At 67.4% G+C, this 22194-nt stretch carries 19 protein-coding genes; 1 reads left to right on the plus strand and 18 read right to left on the minus strand.

Translation table 11 applies throughout. The features are described 5' to 3' along the window. Positions 1-148: 148 nt before the first annotated feature. The 4 genes from yidC to rpmH are packed head-to-tail and all read right to left on the minus strand — an operon-like array spanning position 149 to position 2852. A complete protein-coding gene (yidC, locus tag AC1D2H_RS06050) occupies positions 149-1864 on the minus strand; it encodes a membrane protein insertase YidC (RefSeq protein ID WP_477928959.1) in 1716 nt (571 codons plus the stop codon). Further along, the gene (yidD, locus tag AC1D2H_RS06055) at positions 1857-2174 is read right to left on the minus strand and encodes a membrane protein insertion efficiency factor YidD (RefSeq protein ID WP_477928961.1); all 318 of its coding nucleotides are present in this window, start codon (positions 2172-2174) and stop codon (positions 1857-1859) included. Before yidD ends, yidC begins: the two co-directional genes overlap by 8 nt. After that, complete coding sequence (locus AC1D2H_RS06060) at positions 2171-2662, minus strand: ribonuclease P protein component (protein WP_477928963.1); 492 nt, start codon at positions 2660-2662, stop codon at positions 2171-2173. Before AC1D2H_RS06060 ends, yidD begins: the two co-directional genes overlap by 4 nt. A gap of 55 nt (positions 2663-2717) precedes the next feature. Beyond that, entirely contained in the window at positions 2718-2852 is a 135-nt protein-coding gene (gene rpmH, locus AC1D2H_RS06065; protein ID WP_054021782.1) for a 50S ribosomal protein L34, read from the minus strand. Between the two features lie 332 nt (positions 2853-3184). Here rpmH and dnaA point away from each other — a divergent pair, with 332 nt between their 5' ends. Beyond that, positions 3185-4627 carry a chromosomal replication initiator protein DnaA gene (gene dnaA / locus AC1D2H_RS06070; protein WP_478010275.1) on the plus strand — a complete coding sequence of 481 codons (1443 nt, stop codon included), beginning with the start codon at positions 3185-3187 and terminating at the stop codon, positions 4625-4627. Between the two features lie 6 nt (positions 4628-4633). Here the strand turns inward: dnaA and AC1D2H_RS06075 are convergent, their stop codons facing one another. From AC1D2H_RS06075 to AC1D2H_RS06140, 14 genes are all read right to left on the minus strand, one after another. Next, a complete protein-coding gene (locus AC1D2H_RS06075) occupies positions 4634-4933 on the minus strand; it encodes a hypothetical protein (RefSeq protein ID WP_477928967.1) in 300 nt (99 codons plus the stop codon). 16 nt (positions 4934-4949) lie between these two features. Then, the gene (locus AC1D2H_RS06080) at positions 4950-5642 is read right to left on the minus strand and encodes a DUF6250 domain-containing protein (RefSeq protein WP_477928969.1); all 693 of its coding nucleotides are present in this window, start codon (positions 5640-5642) and stop codon (positions 4950-4952) included. Next, entirely contained in the window at positions 5639-6595 is a 957-nt protein-coding gene (locus AC1D2H_RS06085) for a glycoside hydrolase family 43 protein (protein WP_478010276.1), read from the minus strand. Before AC1D2H_RS06085 ends, AC1D2H_RS06080 begins: the two co-directional genes overlap by 4 nt. Beyond that, positions 6595-7563: a galactofuranose ABC transporter, permease protein YjfF gene (yjfF, locus tag AC1D2H_RS06090; RefSeq protein ID WP_477928973.1), complete on the minus strand. Its 969-nt coding sequence runs from the start codon at positions 7561-7563 to the stop codon at positions 6595-6597. The genes AC1D2H_RS06085 and yjfF overlap by 1 nt, the downstream gene beginning before the upstream one ends. After that, positions 7560-8549, minus strand: a complete 990-nt coding sequence (locus AC1D2H_RS06095) for an ABC transporter permease (protein WP_478010277.1) — start codon at positions 8547-8549, stop codon at positions 7560-7562. Before AC1D2H_RS06095 ends, yjfF begins: the two co-directional genes overlap by 4 nt. 17 nt (positions 8550-8566) lie before the next feature. Then, positions 8567-10111, minus strand: coding sequence for a sugar ABC transporter ATP-binding protein (locus AC1D2H_RS06100; RefSeq protein WP_478010278.1), 1545 nt, complete (start codon positions 10109-10111; stop codon positions 8567-8569). Positions 10112-10198: 87 nt separating this feature from the next. Next, positions 10199-11149 (minus strand): ABC transporter substrate-binding protein, encoded by a 951-nt coding sequence (locus tag AC1D2H_RS06105; protein ID WP_477928979.1) that lies wholly within the window; start codon positions 11147-11149, stop codon positions 10199-10201. A 99-nt stretch (positions 11150-11248) separates the two neighbouring features. Next, positions 11249-11992 carry a substrate-binding periplasmic protein gene (locus tag AC1D2H_RS06110; RefSeq protein WP_478010279.1) on the minus strand — a complete coding sequence of 248 codons (744 nt, stop codon included), beginning with the start codon at positions 11990-11992 and terminating at the stop codon, positions 11249-11251. Positions 11993-12028: 36 nt separating this feature from the next. After that, the gene (locus tag AC1D2H_RS06115; protein WP_478010280.1) at positions 12029-14374 is read right to left on the minus strand and encodes a beta-L-arabinofuranosidase domain-containing protein; all 2346 of its coding nucleotides are present in this window, start codon (positions 14372-14374) and stop codon (positions 12029-12031) included. Continuing rightward, entirely contained in the window at positions 14374-15936 is a 1563-nt protein-coding gene (locus AC1D2H_RS06120; protein WP_478010281.1) for a glycoside hydrolase family 43 protein, read from the minus strand. Before AC1D2H_RS06120 ends, AC1D2H_RS06115 begins: the two co-directional genes overlap by 1 nt. 203 nt (positions 15937-16139) lie before the next feature. After that, on the minus strand, positions 16140-17693 hold the full coding sequence (locus tag AC1D2H_RS06125; RefSeq protein ID WP_478010282.1) for an alpha-N-arabinofuranosidase: 1554 nt from the start codon (positions 17691-17693) through the stop codon (positions 16140-16142). Positions 17694-17725: 32 nt separating this feature from the next. Further along, entirely contained in the window at positions 17726-19306 is a 1581-nt protein-coding gene (locus AC1D2H_RS06130; RefSeq protein WP_478010425.1) for an aldehyde dehydrogenase (NADP(+)), read from the minus strand. Positions 19307-19323: 17 nt separating this feature from the next. Continuing rightward, positions 19324-21078: an IlvD/Edd family dehydratase gene (locus AC1D2H_RS06135; RefSeq protein WP_477928986.1), complete on the minus strand. Its 1755-nt coding sequence runs from the start codon at positions 21076-21078 to the stop codon at positions 19324-19326. A 117-nt stretch (positions 21079-21195) separates the two neighbouring features. Further along, the gene (locus AC1D2H_RS06140; RefSeq protein WP_478010283.1) at positions 21196-22149 is read right to left on the minus strand and encodes a glycoside hydrolase family 43 protein; all 954 of its coding nucleotides are present in this window, start codon (positions 22147-22149) and stop codon (positions 21196-21198) included. Between the last annotated feature and the right edge of the window lie 45 nt (positions 22150-22194).

Raw genomic sequence — 22194 nt, forward strand, 5'->3', positions numbered from 1 at the left:
TTTGCGGAATTGGCGCGGGGGAGGCTCGGTTCGGAATCTCTCGTGAGCCCCGTCCGGGCCGGTGTTCTCTGCCCCGCGGAGCTATTGAACTGCGGACGGCCCCAAGAAAAAAGCCCCCGGCTGCGGGGGCTCATCTGGGGGGTGTGAATCAGTTCACGCCCAACCGTTTGTTGATCAGCCACTGCTGGGCGATGGACAGGATGTTGTTCGTCAGCCAATACAGCACCAGGCCGGCCGGGAAAACGAAGAACATGACGCCGAAGGCCACGGGCATGATCCACATCATCTTCTGCTGCATCGGGTCGGCAGCCGGCGGATTGAGCCAGACCTGGAACAGGCTGGACGCCATCATCAGCAGCGGCAGGATGAAATAGGGGTCGCGCACCGACAGGTCGGTGATCCACAGCGTCCAGGGCGCCTGGCGCATCTCGACGGTGGACAGCAGCACCCAGTACAGGGCCATGAAGATGGGCATCTGCAGGAAGATGGGCAGGCAGCCGCCGATGGGATTGATCTTCTCCTCGCGGTAGATCTTCATCATCTCCTGCTGCATTTCCTGCGGCTTGTCCTTCATGCGCTCCTTCATCTCATTGATGCGCGGCGCGACGGCCTTCATGCGGGCCATGGACTTGTAGGCGCTGGCGTTCAGGCTGTACAGCGCGATCTTCAGCAGCAGCACGAGGGCGACGATGGTCCAGCCCCAGTTGCCGATGAAGCCATGCAGCTTGTCCAGCAGCCAGAACAGCGGCTCGGCCAGGATGGTCAGCATGCCGTAGTCCTTGACACGCTCGAGGCCCGGCGCCAGCTTGGAGAGGTTGTTCTCCTCCTGCGGGCCGGCGAACAGCGTGGCTTGCTGCGTGGCCGTCGCATCGGGTGCCAGCGTCGGCAACGTGAAGACCATGCCGGTGGCGTAGGCGTCGCCGCGCACGCCGGCCTGGCCGGGCAGCTTGCGCACGAAGAACTCGCGGTTGCCCGGTTCTGTGACGAGCCAGGCGCTGGCGAAATAGTGCTGGATCATCGAGACCCAGCCGTCGTTGGCCTGCTTCTCGATGTCGACCTTGCCCTTGTCGATGTCTTCGAACTTGAGGGTGTGGAACTTGGTCTTGTCGTTGTAGACCGCCGGCCCGGTGAAGCTGGGCGTGAAGGCCGCGCCGCCGGTGACGGTACTGCCATCGCGCACCAGTTGCAGATAGACCTGGGGCGTGACCGGCGTGGCGCCGGTGTTGACGACCTCGTGGGTGACGCCAACCGTGTAGACACCACGCTTGAATGTGAAGGTCTTGATCAGCTTGACGCCGCCGACCTCGGCCGACTCCAGGCGCAGCTGGACCTGGTCCTGGCCGTCCTTGAGTTCGCGCTCACCCGCCACCGCCGTCATTGGCGTCGTGTGGGCCGGCAACGGGCCTTGGGCACTGACCAGGCCGGTCTGGGCACGGTAATGCTGGCCTTCGTTGAACAGCACGACCGGTTGAGGCGTGAACTCGGGCTTCTTCTGCAGATGCACCATCTGCAGCAGCTGGTCGGTGACCGTCGGGTCCGGCGACGTCAGGTACTTGGGCAGCTCGGCGCGGACGATGTCACCGCCCAGCGTGTCGACGGTGACCGCCAGCACATCGGTGCGAATGGTGATCTTCTCGGACGGCGCAGCCGCCGGTGCGGCGGCGGTCGTGGGCGTCTGGCCCGCGGCGGCAGTGGCCGCAGGCAGGCTGCCCGAAGCCGGGGCGCCTGGCGCCGACGACACCGTCTTGGACGCCGAGGGGCTGAACATCGAAGGATGCCCATTGTGCTTTTGCCAACCGTCCCAGAGCAGGACGAGAGACATGGTGAACACCACCCACAGCACGGTGCGGCGAATATCAGTCATTGGAAGACTCGGACGAGGAAGAGGACGCGCAGGCGCGCGCCATGGAGGGAGAGCAGATCAGCCGGGAAAACAGCCGCGGCGGATTGTCAGGCACGGGGTCATGGCCACCGTCGCAAAACGGCTGGCAGCGCAGGATGCGGTGCACGGTCAGGTAACTGCCGGCCAGCGCGCCATGTTTCTCCAGCGCCGCCAGCGAATAGCGCGAGCAGGTCGGCTCGAAACGGCAGGCGTTGCCCAGCCAGGGGCTGAGCATCAGGCGATAGCCGCGCACGACGGCCATCAGCGCGCGGGCGGGCCAGCTCGGCTTCATGCAGGCGTCCCGGTTTTCGGCGTCAGTGCACGGTCCAGCAGCTGCGCCAATTCCGCGCGGGCTGCGGCCCGTAACGCATCGGACGCTGCGCTGGGGAATTTCTGGCGATCGAACGGAGAGCGCAAGCGCACGACCCACAAGCCCGGCGGCATGCCGGGACGCTCGGCAAATGCGGCGCGGATCTGGCGCTTCAAGAGCTGGCGAGTCACCGAACGCTTGGCATGCCGCTTGGGAACGACGATGCCCACCCAGCAGCCCTCAACTTGAACTGAGGGCGCGGCGGGCGGGTTCGGTTCCACAGGGTTGTGAACAGGCTGTGGTTCGCCTGTTGATAACTCGGCTGAGGCTGTGCGTAACCTGGCGGCGTGCCAGGCGCTGGGCGCCGGATTGGCCGAGAGGTGGTGCAACGCGAAATGCGCGCTGCGAGCCCGGCTTTGTTTGCCGAGCACACGCTCGAAGTCCACCGGGCGCTGCAGCTTGCCGATCATCGGGTGCCCGGAAAGCTGACGACGCGCGGGGCGCCGTCTTCGATCAACGCGGGGCTTAGACGGCCAGGCGCTTGCGGCCCTTGGCGCGGCGAGCGGCGATGACGGCGCGGCCGCCACGCGTCTTCATGCGCACGAGGAAACCGTGGGTGCGAGCGCGGCGGGTCTTGGAGGCTTGGTAGGTACGCTTCATGGGAGACCTCTTTTGAGGGTTTGTTCAGGCTGGGCGCAGCGGTTGGCACCCGGCAAGTGGGCCGGTGCCCTGGAAGAGCGCCGGCTAAAAAGCGCATGGCGATCAAGTCGCAATGCGCGAAAACCCGGCATTACAGCAGAAGCCGCCGGCTCGGTCAATAAGTCGCCCCTCTCAAGCCGGGTTTGCCAGGGATTGACCCCCGTCCAAATTCTGTGGATAACCCACGGTTTGGGTGGTCCCGGATCCGTACAATCCGGCCGCTCGAGAACAAGTTTTCCACAATGAGCGAAGAAGAACACAGGGCGGACGGGGCAGAAGCTTTGGCAACGAGCATGAATTCGGCGGAATGGGCGTCTGACCTCTGGAGGCGGGGCTGCGAGCGCCTGGCCACGGAGCTGCCGGAGCAGCAGTTCAACACCTGGATCCGCCCCCTGCCGCCGGCCACCGTGGCCGGTGAAGACGCGGCCCTGGTGGCCACGCTCAAGGTTCCCAATCACTTCAAGCGCGACTGGATCCGTCGCCAGTACGCGGCCCGCATCGAAGCCATCCTGACCGAACTGGCGGGTCGTCCGACCCGGCTGGAGCTGGCCCTGGTGGCCCGCGAGCCCTCGGCGGCAGCCATCAGCCTGCCGGCTGCTGGCCCGGCGCCGCAGCCGCTGTCGGTGCAGGCTGTAGAGCCCAGTGCCGCCCTCAAGCCCGTCACCTCGGCACCGGCAAGCACCATCGTGCTGCCGTCGCAGGCCCCGGCTTCGGCCAAACACCGCATCAACCCGCAGCTGACGTTCGACACGCTGGTGCCCGGCCGCGCCAACCAGATGGCCCGCACGGCGGCCCTGCACGTGGCCGGCGCGCCCGGCGTCACCTACAACCCGCTGTTCATCTATGGTGGCGTCGGCCTGGGCAAGACCCATTTGATCCACGCCGTCGGCAATGCCTTGCTGAAGGACCGACCGGACGCCCGCGTGCTCTATCTGCACGCCGAGCAGTTCATCTCCGACGTCGTCAAGAACTACCAGCGCAAGACCTTCGACGAGCTCAAGGCCAAGTACCACTCGCTGGACCTGCTGCTGATCGACGATGTGCAGTTCTTCGCCGGCAAGGACCGCACGCAGGAAGAGTTCTTCAACGCCTTCGAGGCGCTGCTGGCCAAGAAGGCCCACATCATCATGACGTCGGACACCTACCCCAAGGGGCTGGTGGACATCGACGAGCGCCTCACGTCGCGCTTCGACGCCGGCCTGACGGTGGCCATCGAGCCGCCCGAGCTGGAGATGCGCGTCGCCATCCTGATCAAGAAGGCCGAGGCCGAGGGCACGCCCATGCCCGAGGACGTCGCCTTCTTCGTCGCCAAGAACGTGCGCGCCAATGTGCGCGAGCTGGAAGGCGCGCTGCGCAAGGTGCTCGCCTACGCCAAGTTCTCGCACAAGGAAATCAGCATCACGCTGGCCCGCGAGGCGCTGAAAGACCTGCTCTCCATCCAGAACCRCCAGATCGGTGTGGAGAACATCCAGAAGACGGTGGCCGACTTCTACAAGATCAAGATCGCCGACATGTACTCCAAGAAGCGTCCGGCCAGCATCGCCCGGCCGCGCCAGATTGCGATGTACCTGGCCAAGGAGATGACGCAGAAGAGCCTGCCCGAGATCGGCGAACTCTTCGGTGGCCGTGACCACACGACGGTGCTGCACGCGGTGCGCAAGATCGGTGGCGAGCGCCAGAAGAACACCGAGCTGAACCAGCAGCTGCACGTGCTGGAGCAGACGCTCAAGGGCTGATCGCCGTCAGTCCTCGCCCTCCCCATATTGGGCGAGAAAGGCCTCGGTGAACTCCGCCGAGGCGCTCAAGGTCAGCGTGACGGTGAGCCAGTCGCCCTCTTCCCGCTGCACGAGCAACTCGTGATCCCAGGCGTGGCCGTCCTCGACGGGGCCATGGCGCCGGGGGAAATGCGCGTGCGCCCAGTCCAGCACCTGCTGGGCCTCGGCCAGCACGCGGCCATGCTCCTCGACGCGCGTCGAGGCCATGGCCTCCAAGGTGGCGATGCCGTCGTCGCCGTCGCTGAAATCGAAGATCAGATAGCGCATCGCAGCGCAGGCTAACTCAGTCCAGCGCGTAGATCCGCAACGCGCCTATCTCCTGACGGGACCAGGTGCTGCGCAGGCCGAACCAGCCTTGCTTCAGCGGGCTCGCATCGCGATGCTCGAAGAAGAGCTGGCCGTCGATATAGACCGCCGAGCGGCCGTCCTTGACCAGCGTCTGGACGAGGTAGTCATGGTTGGGCTTCAGGAGGTGGTCGGCATCCAGCCTCTCCTGCAGCAGCACGCGCTGGCCGTCGCCGTATTTGCGCAGCCGCGTGCTGGTGTTGCTGTTGCCGCCAATGCCGAAGTAATAGAGGCTGAGACCGTCATAGGACTCGAAGGCGCCATTGCGGCCGAGAGGCGAGCCGCCGTCGGCGCTGGTCGCCATCCAGAACTGGTTGAGATCGCTGAGCCTGTCGTTGGCGCCGCCCTGCACGACGACGCGGCGTCGGTATTCGATGAGGAGATTGCCGCTGAGGCGCCGGTTCAGCCAGACGGTCACGCCGCCGGCCGTGTCCAGCACCAGGCGACCCTCGCGCGCGACGACCGTCGAACCGGGCTTGGCCTCGATCTCGGCGACCCAGGTCTTGGCGTCCAACGGCTGCGCGAAGTCGTCGCTGAAGATCAGCCGGCCGCGCTCGCCCAACGACGCAGGATCGGCCACCGCAGCACCGCACAGGGCCCACAGCAGCAGAGCGCGGCGCAGGGGCTTCAAGGCTTGCAACCGGGCGACGGGTTGGCGGCCGGGCCCGCCTTCGTCTGCGCGATCGGCGCCTCGATCGTGCCATCGGGCTTGTAGCGCAGCTCCTCGATCGCCACCGAGCGCCGGTACTCGCCACCGCCCGGCAGCTCCGCGTTGTGATAAACGATATAGCTCTTGCCGTTGAAGTCGAAGATGGCCTGGTGGATGGTGGGCGTCTTCAGGTTCTTGGCCATGATGACGCCGCGCGGCGTCCAGGGGCCGGTGGCTGACGGCCCGGTCAGGTAGGCGGTCTGCTCGGGGAAGAACTCCGAGTAGCTCAGGTAGTAGATGCCGCCGTGCTTGTGCAGATAGGGCGCCTCGACGAAATCCTTCATCGCCAGCACCTGGATAGGCCCGTCCAGCTCGGTCATGTTGGCCTTGAGCTTGGCGTACTTCAGTACCGTGTTGCCCCAGTACAGCCAGGCCTGGCCGTCATCGTCGACGAACACCGTCGGGTCGATGTCGTCCCAGGCAATGTCGGTCTGCTTCGTCATGTCGTTGGTGACGAGCGCCGAGCCGCGCGCATCCCTGAACGGGCCGGTCGGCGAATCGGACACCGCCACGCCGATGGCGAAGCCGGGGACGCTGGCGTGCTCCACCGTCGAGTAGAACCAGTATTTGCCGTCGCGCTTGACGACGTCGGACGCCCAGGCGCGAGCCTTGGCCCAGGTGAAGGTCTTGACGTTCAACGGCGCGCCGTGGTCCTGCCACTGCGCCATGTCGCAGCTGGAGAAGACCCGCCACTCGTGCATGACGAAGTCCTTGCCGCCCACGGGCGCTTCGTCGCGCCCGGCATAGATATAGACGCGGCCCCCGTCGACGAGAACAGCGGGGTCGGCCGTGTAGAGATGAGGGAAGAGCGGGTTGGCGGCCTGGGCGGCGCCCAAGGTCAGCAGCAAGGCGGCCGCGGCCATCTTCTTCAACATCACGCTTGGGCTTTCTTCAGGGACAACAGGCGCTGCACGGCGCAGAAGACGAAGAGCAGGGCGCCGATGACGATCTTGGTCCACCAGGAGCTGAGCGTGCCGTCGAAGGCGATCAGCGTCTGGATGAGACCGAGGACGAGGACACCGGACAGAGCGCCGGCCACATAGCCATAACCCCCCGTCAGCACGGTGCCACCGATGACGACGGCGGCGATGGCGTCCAGCTCCACGCCCTGGGCATGCTGACCGTAGCCACTGAGCATGTAGAAGGCGAACAGCAGGCCGGCCAGCGAAGCGCAGAAGCCGCTCAGGCCATAGACGGCGACCTTGGTGCGGCCCACGGCCAGGCCCATCATCAGCGCCGAGGCTTCGCTGCCGCCCAGCGCATAGACCGTGCGGCCAAAGGCCGTGCAATGCGCGATCCACAGGCCGGCGGCGAGCATGGCGAGAGCGATCAGCGCACCCGGCGACAGGAAGGCCCCGGCGAATAGCGGGACCTGCGTCTGCGACAGCGTGACGAACAGCGGCGCGTCGATGGTGATGCTGTCCACGCTGATCAGAAAGCACAGGCCGCGCGCCAGGAACATGCCGGCCAAGGTGACGATGAAGGCCTGCAGCTTGAAGACGTGGATGATCAGCCCCTGCAGCGCGCCAAAGGCCGCGCCACCGAGCAGCACGACGACGATGACCAGCTCGGCCGGCCACTGCGCCACCTGCAGCAGCCAGGCGGCGACCATGGTCGTCAGCGCCAGCACCGAGCCGACCGACAGGTCGATGCCGCCGGACAGGATGACGAAGCTCATGCCGACGGCGATGACGAGCAGGAAGGCGTTGTCGATCAGCAGGTTGAGGACGACCTGCGTGGAGCCGAAGCCCGTGTAGCTGCTGGCGCCGACGATGAAGAGCAGTGCCATCAGCACGACGCTGACCCAGCTGGTGAACGACGGGGCGGAAAGAAGTCGCTTCATGCCTTCCTCCACGTCGACCAGGCCGAAGACTGCGAGATGCAGACCGCAAACACGACGACGGCCTTGACGACCATGGTGACCTGGGGCGGCACGCCCATGGCATAGATGGTGGATGTCAGCGTCTGGATGATCAAAGCGCCGATGAGGCTCCCGGCCAGACTGAACTTGCCGCCGCTGAGCTGCCCACCGCCTAGGGTGACGGCCAGGATGGCGTCCAGTTCCAGCAGCAGGCCGGCATTGTTGGCGTCGGCGCTCTTGATGTTGGACGAGATCATCAATCCCGCAAGGCCGGCGCCGAGGCTGCAGTAGACGTAGACGAAGAACACGATGGCCGCGGTGCGCACGCCGGCCAGCCGCGCGGCGACGGGGTTGATGCCGACCGTCTGGATGAAGAGGCCCAGGGCCGTGCGCTTCATCAGCAGGGCCGTCAGGCCACCGACCGTCGCGACGACGAAGAGGGACACCGGCAGGCCGAGCAGGTAGCCGCCGCCGAGCCAGAAGAAGCTCGCCGGCTCGTAGACGGTGATGATCTGTCCATCGGTCAGCAGCTGGGCCAGGCCGCGGCCGGCGACCATCAGGATCAGCGTCGCTATGATGGGCTGCAGGCCCAGGGCCGACACCAGCAGGCCGTTCCACAGGCCGCAGAGCAGCGCGGCGCCGAGTGCCGCGGCGAAAGCGATGGCCAGGCCATGCGAGCCGACCAGCACGCAGGCGACGGTGCCGGCGATGGCGACGACGGCGCCCACCGACACGTCGATGCCGCGCGTGGCGATGACCAGCGTCATGCCCAGGGCCGCCAGCATCAGGGGCGCGGCGCGATGCAGGATGTCGACGAGGCTGCCATAGAGGTGGCCGTCCTTGATCTCGAGATGCAGAAAGCCCGGCACGAAGACGGCTGCAGCGGCGAGCAGCAGGGCCAACGCGGCGAGGGGCCGCGCGAGCGGATGGCGCCAGAAGGGCGGTGCCGGTGCGCGGGGCGTGGGCATGGGGAGGGCGGCTTCTTTCATGCAGATTCTGCGGCGATGACCTCGAGCACGCTGCGCTCGTCCAGCTCGCCGCGGCGGTATTCGCCCGCGGCGCGGCGGTCGCGCAGCACGAGCAGGCGGTCGCTGCAGTGCAGGACTTCGGGCAGCTCGGAGGAGATGAAGACGATGGCCATGCCGCCACCCTCCTCAGCTGTGCCACGAGCCAGGGCGAGGACCATGTCCATCAGGTCTTCCTTGGCGCGCACGTCAATGCCGCGGGTGGGCTCGTCGAGGATGAGGACGGCCGGCTTGGTCGCCAGCCAACGCGCCAGAAGGGCCTTCTGCTGGTTACCGCCGCTGAGCTGGCCAATGGGCGTGTCGGCGCTCGGTGTCTTGATGCCCAGGCGCCGGATGTAGTCGTCGGCCAGGGCCTGCTGCTGCTCCCGGCTCATGACCAGGCGCAGGCCGTGGCGGGCTTGCAGCGCGAGCAGGATGTTGTCGCGCACCGAGAGCTCCAGGATGGCGCCCTCGTGCTTGCGGTCCTCGGAGCAGAAGGCGACGCCGGCGGCAATGGCCTGGCGCGGCGAATGCCAGCGGCCGCTGTGGCTACCGGTCTGGACATGGCCCGCGTCGGCCGCGTCGGCGCCGAACAGCAGGCGCGCCGCCTCGGTGCGGCCCGAGCCGAGCAGGCCGGCCAGGCCCAGCACCTCGCCGCGCTTGAGCTCCAGGTCCAGCGGGTGCAGCGCGCCGCGCCGACCCAGCCCTTGCGCGCTCAGCACAGGGGCACCGGTTTCCGAGGCGCGGCTGTCCAGGCGGGTGGGCTGCTGGTCGGGCGGCGCGCCCACCATCTTGTTGACGAGGGCCAGGCGGCTCAGGTCGGCGGCCAGGTATTCACCCTCGGTCTCGCCGTTGCGCATCACCGTGATGCGGTCGGCCAGCGCATAGGTCTGGTCGAGGAAATGGGTGACGAAGAGGATGGCCAGGCCCTGGTCGCGCAGGCGGCGCAGCACCGTGAAGAGGCGCTGCACGGCCGCGTCGTCCAGGCTGGACGTGGGCTCGTCGAGGATGAGCACGCGCGCCGAGATGCGCAGCGCGCGGGCGATGGCCACCATCTGCTGCACGGACAGCGAGCAGCGCGACAGCGGCGCGGTCACGTCGATGTCGAGGTCCATCTGCGCCAGCACGCGCCTGGCCTCCGCGTTGACGGCGGCCCAGTCGATGCGGCCCCCACTCAGCCAAGATTTGCGCGGAAAGCGCCCGGCGCAGATGTTCTCCGCCACGCTGAGGTTGGGGCAGAGGTTGACCTCCTGGTAGACGGTGCGGATGCCAAGGTCCTGCGCGTCTTCGGTGCGCTTGGGCGCGATGGCCTTGCCGTCCAGCGTGATCGTGCCGGCATCGGGTTGATACAGGCCCGTCAGCACCTTGATCAGCGTCGACTTGCCGGCGCCGTTCTGGCCCATCAGCGCGTGCACTTCGCCGGGGAAGAGACGCAGGCTGACATCGCTGAGCGCCTTGACGCCCGGGAAGCCCTTGTGGATGCCGGACAGCGCCAGCACCGGGGTACTGGTGATTGGGAGATTCATGTCTGCACTCTCATGCCTCGTCGCTTGCAAGCGACGAGTCCTTCGGCAGGCGTCGGACAGGACGCAGGTCCTGTCCTCGGTCCGGCCTCAGTACTTCCGGTTCGGCAATTCCTTGGCGGCGACATCGGCCGTGTAGACGCCTTCGGTCACCGTGATGCGCTTCTCCACCGGCTTCTTGGCGACGATGTCCTTGGCCAGCTGCATCAGCTGCGGGCCCAGCAGCGGGTTGCACTCCACGGTCACGTTGAGCTTGCCCGCCTTCATGGCCTCGAAGGCGCCGCGCACGCCGTCGATGGAGACGATGGCGATGTCCTGGCCCGGCTTCAGGCCGGCTTCCTCGATCGCCTGGATGGCGCCGATGGCCATGTCGTCGTTGTGGGCGAACAGGATGTCGATCTTCTTGTCGCGGGCCTTCAGGAAGGCCTCCATGACCTCCTTGCCCTTGGCGCGCGTGAACTCGCCGGACTGGGAGCGGATGATCTGCAACTTGGCATTGGCCTTGATGACTTCTTCAAAGCCCTTCTTGCGGTCGATGGCCGGGGCCGAGCCCACGGTGCCCTGCAGCTCGACGATGTTCAGGGCGCCACCGGGTGCCTTGGCGGCGCGCTCCAGCACCCAGCGGCCGGCCTTGCGGCCTTCCTCGACGAAGTCGGAGCCGATGAAAGTGACGTAGAGCGACGGGTCGGCCACCTTGACGGCGCGGTCGGTCAGGATGACGGGGATGCCCGCCGTCTTGGCTTCCTTGAGCACCGTGTCCCAGCCACTTTCCACGACCGGCGAGAAGGCGATGACGTCGACCTTCTGCGCGATATAGCTGCGGATGGCCTTGACCTGGTTCTCCTGCTTCTGCTGCGCGTCGGCGAACTTCAGCGTGATGCCGGCCTCCTTGGCCGCGGCCTTCACGGAAGCGGTATTGGCCGTGCGCCATTCGCTCTCGGCACCGACCTGGGAGAAGCCCATGACGAGGGGGGCGGCGAGGGCCGCGAAGGCCGGGGTCAGCAAAGCGGCGGCCAGCAGGCTGCGGCGCAGGATATTCATGTCTGTCTCCGTATCGGTCTTGTGACGGGTCATCGTAGGAAGGCGAGCGATGCGCGACCAATGACATTTCTCGGCAAATACATGCCGAAATCGGTATGCCTAGTCCCTCAGCCCCAGGGAAACGATACGGGCGTGCTCGCCGCTGCGGCGCAGCTTGTCCAAACTTTCATCGAAACGAGCGATCAGCGCGCGCTGCTGGGCCGATTTGTTGAAGGCCAGATAGGTCGGGTTCTCGGTCAGCGGGTTGGGCAATGCCCGCACCGACGGGAACTCGCCGGTAGCCAGCAGCGTGTCGCCGGACTGTTCGATGGCCACCGCCACGTCCAGGAAGCCGCGCTCCAGCTTGCCGAAGTTCTGCGAGTCCGACGACACCGGCTCGGCCATGAACAGGCCGGCACGGCTGGCGGCGTCGAAGCTGTCGCCATAGCTCCAGCCGCGCAGCACGCCCACGCGCAGGCCGCGCAGATCGTCGATGCGGTCGAACAGCCGCATGCCGCCGCGGCGGGTGTAGACCTTGATGGTCTCGACATGCAGGGCCTGGCTGAAGTCGTGGCGAGCCTGGCGCTCGGCCGTGGCGTAGATGCCGCCGACGCCATGCTCGGCCCGGTCCAGCCCGACCAGCGCGCGCGGCCAGGGCAGGCAGGCCAGGCGCAGGGGCACGTCCAGGCGCGTGAACAGCGTGCGCAGCAGCAGCGGGTAGACGCCGTGCGGCTGGCCGTCACGGTCGGCGTACATGAAGGGCGGGTTCTGTGCGTCGAGGGCGATGACGACTTCGGAAGGCGAGGCGCCTGCGGCGAGGGGTGTGGCGGCGAGGGCGAGGCAGTTGCGTCGGGTCAGCGGCATGGGGGCAGTGGAAGGCCGCCGCCCGCTGCCGTCAACCTAACGCAGCAATCTCAGGCCGTAGAGGCCGCCCGCGATGGATCCCGGTCTTGCGACGAAGCGCACCTCGAGTTTTCCGCCCGCTGCAGCGACGAGATCGGCCGGCAGCGGGATGTCGCGGGCGTAGAGGGGCTGGGTGTCGCCGGCCAGTTCCAGCTCTGCGATGACGCGGCCGTTGACGACGACCTCGAAGCGCCGGCCGGCGTCGCCACTGGCCAGCGTCAGCCTCAGCAGGCGGGCCTGGGACTGCGGGTCGCTGAGCGTGTAGCCGAACCACTGCCGCGCATGCCGCCAACGGCCGGCCGGCGCGATACCGGTCTCGACGCCCTCGCCTTTGAAGCCATGGTCGGACTCGGGCTGCTGCTCACCGGGCGCGACCTGGTCGAGGGTCTGGGCATCCAGGGCCAGGCGCGCCTCCTCCGCCTTGGCCAGCTCGGCGCGCACGAGGCTCTGCTGGGCCCGCGTCGTGTGGCCCCAGTACAGCATGTAGCGGGAGTCATGCAGGCGGAAGAAGGGAATCAGCTGCAGCTTGTCGGCGCCTTCGCGGCCCTGGATGAGGCCAGGCGCCACGAAGGTCAATGGCTGGCCGGGCAGGGGCCGGAAGCGGCGCACGAAGTCGGCGCGATCGCTGACGAAGACGGGCGCAGCATCCTGCGGGCAAACGGCGCCCTGGGCGATATGGCCCATGCGCGAGCCGTCGGCCTTGAAGCTGAGCGCTTCGCCGGGCTGCGGTGTCTTGGCGGCCAGCGCGATGGGGCCGTGCAGCACGGCGACGTAGTGCTTCAGGCCGGGCATGGGCTCCAGCGTCGTGCGCATCGGCAGCTCGACGTCGACCCGATCGCCGGCGGCCCAGGCGCGGCGCAGCTCGACATGGCCACCGGGCTTGGCTTTCACGACGACGGGCTTGCCGTTCAGCTTGACCTTGAGCGCGCCGGGCGCCACCCAGCCGGGGTAGCGGATCTTCAGCGCGAACTCGCCCGCGTCATGCACCGTCAGGCGTGTGCGCGACTCGTCCGGGAAACGGGTGGATTGCGTGAGGTGGATGCCACGCTCGCGCCAATCCAGCTTGGACGCGATGAAGAGGTTCACGTAGAGCGAGTCGCTGTCGTGCGCGTAGATGAACTCACCATGCCGCGCATGGCTTTCGATGCCGGAACCCACGCAGCACCACATGCCCTGCTCCACCTGCGAGTAAACGCGGTAGTGCTGGGGCCGCATCGGCGTGAAGTAGACGAAGCCGCCCTCACCGGGATGCTGTGACGCGAGGATGTGGTTGTAGAGGGTGCGCTCGTAGAAGTCCGCGTACTGGCCCTGCTCCGGTGCCGCCTGCTGCAGCAGCGCCGTCAGCTTCAGCATGTTGTAGCTGTTGCAGGTCTCGGGGCCTTCGACCTCGTTGAGCATGGGCCGGAAGTCGTCGGCCGGATGGAAATGCTCCTTGACGCTGTTGCCGCCGATGGCGACCGTGCGCTTGCTCGTCACCGTGCGCCAGAAGAACTCGGCAGCGCGGCGGCCTTCATCTTCGCCACCGAGCTGGGCAATGCGCGCGAAGCCGATGACCTTGGGTATCTGCGTGTTGGCGTGCAGGCCGGTCAGCTTGTCCTGACCGGCGGCCAACGGCTGCAGGATGGCCTGGTGGGAGAAGCGGCGGGCCAGGGCGAGATAGCGCAGGTCGCCCGTCATCTCGGACACGTCGGCCAGCACCTCGTTCATGCCGCCATGCTCGGCACGCAGCATGTCCTGCATCTGCGCGTCGCTCAGCGGCGTCGTCAGCCGCAGCGCCCAGTCGCTCATGCGCACGAGCATGAGCTTGGCGTCGGCGCTGCCGGCGTGCACCCAGGCGTCGCGCAGGCCGGCGAACATCTTGTGGATGTTGTACCAAGGCACCCAGCGGCCGTTGACGGAGAAGCTGTCGACCTTGAGATCGCCCGCGACGATCTCGCTCCAGGCCTTGGCGCCGTCGGGGATGCCGCCGAGATAGCCGCTGCCGAGCTTGTCCTGGCAGCGCTTCAGTTCGGCGATGACGTAGTCCAGGCGCTGCTTGACCTCGGCATCGCCAGTGGACGCATACATCAGCGCCAGCGCCGACACGTAGTGCCCGCCCATGTGGCCGTCGAGGCCGCTGGACTCCCAGTTGCCATAGCTCGGCACCGGCACCGGCAGGCCGGCTTCGCGGCGGAAGGGCGCGAGCAGGCGCTCAGGGTCGAGCGCCATCAGGTAATGGAGGTCGGTCGTCTGCGCTTCGAGGAAGGGCCCGTCGAGCAGGCGGACCCGGTCCAGCGGAAAGCCCTGCGTGGCCGCGCCCGCGCCGGTGACGACGAAGGCAAGGGCCAGCAGGAAGGCTCGCATCAGGCCCCCGTGCGAATGGCCCAAAGCGACACGCCGCCTGAAGACAGTGCGCTGAAGCTGACGACGAAGGCGCCGGCATTCGTATTCCACTGCCGTGACAGCACGCCCACATAGCTTGTGCCGCCGGACGCGATCGTCAGCTTGTTGCCGGCCTTGATGGTCCAGGTGCCCGTCATGCCGCCGCTGACCGTGCCATCGGCGTTCAGCGTGACGTTGATCGAGGCCTTGCTCGTCGCCGTGATGTCCTTGCCATGGTTGACCAGCTTGTACGTCCCTGCCGCTTGCGCCGCCGTGACCTCGACCGTCTGCGCCGGCGTGGCCAGGCTCAGCGGGGCATAGCGCAGCGGCGCGATGACCAGCCAGCCGTCTTCGTTCAGGTGCATCTCGTGCACGCGGATCTCATGCGCCTCGCCCGTGTTCGGGAAGCGCGTGTGGAAGACGATGAAGTACTGGCCCGTCGCCGCGTCGTAGTAGGCCGAGTTGTGGCCGGGCGAGACATAGCCCAGGGCCGTGCCCGTCTCGCCGGTGGCCAGCGCGAACTGGTGGCCGCCCATCAGCTTCATGCCGTGGGGCGTGATGCTGGCGTCGTCGAAGACCGTGCCGGCCGCGCCCTTGACGGTGGCCATGTCGGTGCCCGCGCCGTCGAGGTAGGGGCCGTCGGGCGACAGCGAGCGCGCGACACGCACGTTGTAGCCGCCCACGGCATCCAGGCCCCCGAAGGACGTGAAGAGGTAGTAGTACTTGCTCTGCGGGCTGTAGATCACATAGGCGCCCTCGATGCGCGCATGGTTGCCGCCCATCAGATGCTTGCCATAGCCCTGGCCCGCCAGCGGCAGTCCCGTCGCGGCATCGAGCTGCATGATGAAGATGCCGCCCGAATAGGAGCCATAGACCATCCACAGCTTGCCCGTCGCATCGGCAAACACGGCCGGGTCGACGACGTTGGGATGTTTGGTGGCGTCGTAGATGCTGCCGTCCTCGCTGGCCAGGCCCCATTGGCCGGACTTCAGCAGGATCTGCTTGTTGACGTAGGGCCCGTCCACCTTGCTGGCGACGGCAACGCCCAGCGCCGAACGCGGCGAGTCGCCCTTGCAGGCGCAGTAATACATATAGAACTTGCCGTCGGCCAGCCTGGTCACGTCGGGCGCCCACAGCGTCGTCGTCTGGGCCCAGGCCAGCGTCTCGGCCAGCTCGGTCGTCACCTTGTTGCCGAACAGCGGATTGCTGTCGTTGACGACGTCGGCGATCTTGGTCCAGTTCATCAGGTCGCTCGTCTTCGCCGCCGCGAGGTGCGAGCCGAAGACATAGAACGAACCGTCGGCGCGGATCACCGAGGGGTCATGCACCGCCGCGTTGGTGAAGCTCACCGGCGCCTGCGAAGGAGCGGGTGCTGGCGCTGGCGTCGGTGCGGGAGCGGGAGCAGGTGTGGGCGCGGGCGCTGGGGCGGGCGCGGGCGTCGGGCTGGGTGCCGGCGCGGCCGCACCACCCCCTCCGCCGCCGCAGCCGGTCAGCGCGAGGGCGGCCGAGCCCGCGAGGAAGTCGCGTCGGTTGTGAATGGCCATGACGAGTTTGTCTCCGGATCTGATGGTTGTGTCTGGCGCAGCCTAGGAGGCTCGGCGGCAGCGCACCAATGACATTGCAGACGCGGTCGATCCTGGTTTTGATATGCCGCGTGCGGACCACGAACGCAGCGCAAGGCCTGGGCAAGCAGCACGGCAGGCCCAGGGTTGCGGATCAGCAGAAAGTGCTTGGCCGAAGGGGCTGGTCAGCCCTCGACGGCGACGACGACGACCGACTTGGCCGGCAGCTTCAGCGTCAGCTTGCCGCCAGTGGCCTGGGCCTCAAAGGCCTGGGGCACGACCTGCGCCGGCTTGCCGAGTTCGTTCTGCGCATCCATCGCACCGGCCGTCAGCAGCTTGCCCTTGACGGCCTTGGGTGCTGCCGAGCCCACCTGCAGCGTCAGCTCGGCGGCCTGCGTGGCGTGGGCGTTGACGAGGCCGATGTAGAGCTTGCCGTCCTTGCCGCGCGCGGCGGTGGCGGACAGCGCCGGCATCGAGAACTTGTCCACCTTGTAGACCGGGTTGTTCTCGATGGTGGCGGGCAGCGAGGTCGCGTCCTGGAAGGGCGTGTACAGCGCGAACGCGTGGTAGGTCGGCGTCAGGACGAGCTTGTCCTTGCTGGTCAGGATCATGGCCTGCAGCACGTTGACCATCTGGGCGATGTTGGTCATGTGCACGCGGTCGGCGTGGGCGTGGAACACGTTGAAGTGCAGGGCGGCCAGCAGCGCATCACGCAGCGTGTTGCGCTGCACGAGGAAGCCGGGGTTGCTGCCGGGATCGGGGTCGTACCAGCTGCCCCACTCGTCGAAGTAGAAACCGATCTTCTTGCTCGGGTCGTTCTTGTCGAGGACGGCCTTGTTCACCTTGATCATGGTCTCGATCTGCTGGACATTGCCCAGCGTCGACACCCATTCGCTCTCGGGGAAGCCCACGGCCGAGCCCTTCTTCTCCCAGTTGCCGGTGGGCAGGGTGTAGGCGTGGTGGGAGATGGCGTTGACGCTGTGCACGCCCTTGCTCAGGGCTTCCGTCCATTCCGTCTGCATGCCGTTGCCGCCGCTGGCGATGAAGATGGGGCGGTTCTCCTGCGGCGTCTTCAGGAAGGTCGCGACCTGGCGGTACTGGTCGGCGTAGTACTCGGGACGCATGTTGCCGCCGCAGCCCCAGGCCTCGTTGCCGACGGCAAAGTAATGCACGCGGAAAGGCTTGTCGCGGCCGTTCTTGCGGCGCTGCTCGGCCAGCGTGGACTTGCCGGTGGAGGTCATGTACTCCAGCCACTCGGCCATTTCCTGGGCGCTGCCGGTGCCGAGGTTGCCGTTCACATAGGCCTCGGCGCCGAGCTGCTCGACGAGGTCGAAGAACTCGTGCGTGCCGACGGCGTTGTCCTCGGGCACGCCGCCCCAGGTGGTGTTGACCTTCACCGGGCGGCTCTTGCGCGGGCCGATGCCTTCGCGCCAGTGGTATTCGTCGGCGAAGCAGCCACCGGGCCAGCGCACCAGCGGCACCTTGAGTTCCTTCAGCGCCGCGACGACATCCTTGCGCCAGCCGCGCACGTTCGGGATCTTGGAGTCGGGGCCGACCCACATGCCCTCGTAGATGCCCGTGCCCAGGTGCTCGGCGAACTGGCCGTAGATGTTGCGGTGGATGACGGGGCCAGGCTGGTCAGCATTGACGACCAGCTTGATGTCGGCGGCCAGGGCGCTGGCGCCCACCGCCAGCGTGGCCCCAATCGCGATCAGTTTGGCCAGCAGTTGCTTCTTCATCGTCTTGTCTCCTGTCGTTTGTCTTGTGTTCTTCAGTTGCGTGTCAGCGCGCCGTCGCGGCGCCGCCAGACGCCGCGCTCGTTGGGCTCGCGCAGCACCGCCGGCAGCAGAGCCCGCGGCATGTTCTGGTAGCAGACCGGGCGCAGGAAGCGCTGGATGGCCGCCGTGCCGACGGAGCTGCTGCGGCCGTCGCTGGTGGCCGGGAAGGGGCCGCCGTGGACCATGGCCGTCGACACCTCGACACCGGTCGGATAGCCGTTGGCCAGGATGCGGCCGACCTTGCGCTCGAGAGCGGGCAGCAGGCGGCGGGCGGTGGCGAGGTCGGCTTCGTCGTCGTCCTGCAGCTGCAGCGTCGCGGTCAGCTGGCCTTCCAGGCCCTCGATGACGGCAAGCAATTCATCGACGTCGCGGCAGGCCACGAGCAGCGAGGCCGGGCCGAAGATTTCCGCAGACATCGCGTGGTTGGCCAGGAAGGCCGTGCCGGTGGTCTTGAACAGGGCCGGCGCGCCTTGGCAAGCGCTGGACGAGCCGCGGGTCAGCGTCGCGACCTCGGGCTGGCCGGCGAGCTGGTCCTCGCCGCGCTGGTAGGCGCTGGCGATGCCGGGCGTCAGCATGGTGGCGGCGGACACGGGCTTGAGGGCCTCGGCGGCGGCAGCGGCAAAGCGGTCGAAGTCGGCGCCGGCAATGCCCAGCACCAGGCCGGGGTTGGTACAGAACTGGCCGACGCCCATGACGAGCGACGCCGCGAAGCCGGTCGCGATATCGGCGCCGCGCGCGGCCAAGGCGCCGGGCAGCAGGACGACGGGGTTGATGCTGCTCATCTCGGCATAGACCGGGATGGGTTGGGCACGCGCGGCGGCAGCGGCCATCAAGGCGATGCCACCGCTGCGTGAGCCGGTGAAGCCGACGGCCTGGATGGCCGGGTGGCGCACCAGCGTGTCGCCGATGCCGTGGCCGCTGCCGGTCAGCAGCGCGAAGACGCCGGCCGGCAGCTTGCTCAGGCGTACGGCCTCGACGACGGCGCGGCCGACGAGCTCGGATGTGCCGGGGTGGGCCGAGTGCGCCTTGACGACGACGGGGCAGCCTGCGGCGAGCGCCGCGGCGGTGTCGCCACCGGCGACCGAGAAGGCCAGCGGGAAGTTGCTGGCGCCGAACACGGCCACCGGGCCGACGCCGACAAAGCGCAGGCGCAGGTCCGGCCGCGGCGGCGTGCGTGTGGGCAGGGCGGTGTCGATGCGGGCGTCCTGCCAGCTGCCTTCGCGCAGCAGCTCGGCGAAGAGCTTCAGCTGGTTCATCGTGCGGCCACGCTCGCCTTCCAGGCGCAGGCGGGGCAGGCCGGTCTCGGCCATCGCGCGGACGATGAGCTCGTCGCCCAGGGCCAGGATCTGGGCCGCGATCTGCTCCAGAAAGTCGGCGCGCTCCTGGTCGGTGGTGGCACGGTAGGCGTCGAAGGTGGCGCCGGCCAGCTCGCAGGCCTCTGCAACCTGGGCGGCGTCAACGGCATTGAAGTCGGGGCCGAGGGCTTCGTTCTTGCTCGGGTCGAAAGCCTGAAAGGCGGCGCCGGCGCCGCGCACGGGCTGGCCGCCGATCAGGGCCAGGCCCTGGAGGGTGATGCTCATGAAATCAAACCTCAGTGAGAGTGGCGCGGGACGGCGGAGCCGCGCTTGCCGCGCAGGAAGTCGAAGTCGCAGCCTTCGTCGGCCTGCAGCACATGCTGCACATAGAGCTGGCGATAGCCGCTGGCGTCCTGCGGGTCCACGGTCTGGGCGGCAGCCCAGGCTTCGAGGCGCTGCTTGAGCTCTTCCTCGGGCACGTCCAGGTGCAGGCGGCCGGCAGCGCAGTCCAGCTCGATGAAGTCACCTTCCTGGACGACGGCCAGCGGCCCGCCGGCGCGCGCCTCGGGTGCCACATGCAGCACGACGGTGCCGTAGGCAGTGCCGCTCATGCGCGCGTCGGAGATGCGCACCATGTCCTTCACGCCGGCGGCGAGCAGCTTGGGCGGCAGGCCCATATTGCCGACCTCGGCCATGCCGGGGTAGCCCTTGGGGCCGCAGTTCTTCATGACGAGGATGGACGTCGCGTCCACCGCCAGGTCGGGGTCGACGATGCGGGCCTTGTAGTCCTCGAAGTCCTCGAAGACGACGGCGCGGCCGCGGTGCTTCATCAGCTCGGGCGTGGCGGCCGAGGGCTTGAGCACGGCACCGCGCGGCGCGAGATTGCCGCGCAGGATGCAGATGCCGCCGTCCTTGATGAGCGGGTTGTCGAGCTTGCGGATGACTTCGTCGTCATAGATGGGCGCGTCGACGACGTTGGCCCACAGGCTCTTGCCGTTGACGGTCAGCGCGTCCTTGTGCGGCAGCAGGTCGGCCTCGCCCAGGCGGCGCAGCACGGCGGGCAGGCCGCCGGCGTAATAGAACTCTTCCATCAGGTAGCGGCCCGAGGGCAGCAGGTCCACGACGGTGGGCGTGCCGCGGCCGATGCGGGTCCAGTCTTCCAGCTCCAGGTCCACGCCGATGCGGCCGGCAATGGCCTTCAGGTGGATGACGGCGTTGGTGGAGCCGCCGATGGCGGCGTTGACGCGGATGGCGTTCTCGAAGGCTTCCTTGGTCAGCACCTTGGACAGCGTCAGCTGCTCCCACACCATCTCGACGATGCGCATGCCGGACAGATGGGCCAGCACATAACGGCGCGCATCGACGGCGGGGATGGCGGCGTTGTGCGGCAGCGAGGTGCCCAGCGCCTCGGCCATGCAGGCCATGGTGCTGGCCGTGCCCATGGTGTTGCAGGTGCCGGCCGAGCGCGAGTGGCCGGCCTCGGCGGCCATGAAGTCATGCATGCTGATCTCGCCGGCCTTGACCTGCTCGTGCAGCTGCCACACGGCCGTGCCCGAGCCGATGTTCTTGCCCTTGAGCTTGCCGTTCAGCATCGGGCCGCCGGTGACGACGATGGCCGGCACGTCGACGCTGGCCGCGCCCATCAGCAGGGCGGGCGTGGTCTTGTCGCAACCCACCAGCAGCACGACGGCATCCATTGGGTTGCCGCGGATCGACTCCTCGACGTCCATGCTGGCGAGGTTGCGCGTCAGCATGGCCGTAGGGCGCAGATTGCTCTCACCGCTGGAGAACACCGGGAACTCGACCGGCCAACCGCCCGCTTCGATGATGCCGCGCTTGACATGCTCGGCCAGCTTTCTGAAGTGGGCGTTGCAGGGCGTCAGCTCGCTCCAGGTGTTGCAGATGCCGATGATGGGCTTGCCGTTGAACTCATGGTCGGGGATGCCCTGGTTCTTCATCCAGGAGCGGTACATGAAACCGTTCTTGTCCTGGGTACCGAACCACTCGGCGGAGCGCAGCTTGACCTTGCTCTTCTTGTCGTCAGTCGTCATGTCTTGTCTCGGAGGTCGTTCTGGCGGCAAGCAGGTTTGCCGTATGGAAACGATGCTAGGAGGGGGGCGATACGCAATCCAATCAAATAACTCGGCGTACCGATACCGAAACTGGCATCAACCGCGCCGGGAGGGCTTGCCGAACACCGGCATGCCGTCGGCCGACCAGCGCAGCGGCTTCACGAAAGTGTGTCGATCGGGGTTCCAGAGCGGGTCGCCGACGATCTCCGTATAGGTGCGGGCGTGATAGACCAGCAGCACCTCGTCCGGCTTGTCGGTCACGGTGAAGCTGTTGTGGCCGGGGCCGAAGACGCTGTCCTCGGCCGCGCTGCGCATGACGGGCTGGACGGATTTGCGCCAGCTCGTCGGGTCCAGCAGATCGGCGCCCTCGTCGGCCCACAGCAGGCCCATGGCGTAGTTCTCGTCCGTCGCGCTGGCCGAGTAGCTGATGAAGACGCGGCCGTTGCGCTGCAGCACCGACGGCCCCTCGTTGACGAGGAAGCCGCGGCATTCCCAGTCGTACTCGGGGCGGCTCAGCAGCACCGGCGCGCCGCCAAGCTGCCAGGGCGTCTTCATCGGCGCAATGTAGAGATTGGAGTTGCCCGGGATGGCCGGGTCCTTCTGCGCCCACAGGTAGTAGAGCTGGCCGCGGTGGCTGAAGGTGGTCGCGTCCAGGCAGAAGCTGTCGATGCCGGTATCGACCTGGCCAAGGAACTCCCATTCGCCGCCCAAAGGATCCTTGGCGGTGTTCCGGATCGCGTACATCCGGTGCTGGAACATGCCGAGGTGATCCAGCGCACGGGTGTGCGCCGCGGCGAAGTAGACATACCAGGCACCGTCGTTGAAATGCAGCTCGGGCGCCCAGATCAGCTCGGAGTAGGGCCCCGTGTCGGGCTTGTGCCAGACATCGAAGACCGGCGCATTCACCAGGCCCTCGATGGTCGTCGCCCGCCTCACCTCGATGCGGTCGTACTGCGGCACCGAGGCGGTGAAGTAGTAATAGCCGTCGGCGTGGCGGCTGATGTGGGGGTCGGCGCGCTGGCGGATCAGCGGCTCAATCAGGTCGGACATGAGGACTGCCAGATAGAAAAAGGGCGTTGCCGGGGAGGCCCCTGC

The sequence above is a fragment of the Roseateles sp. P1_C1_2 genome, from assembly GCF_056406535.1.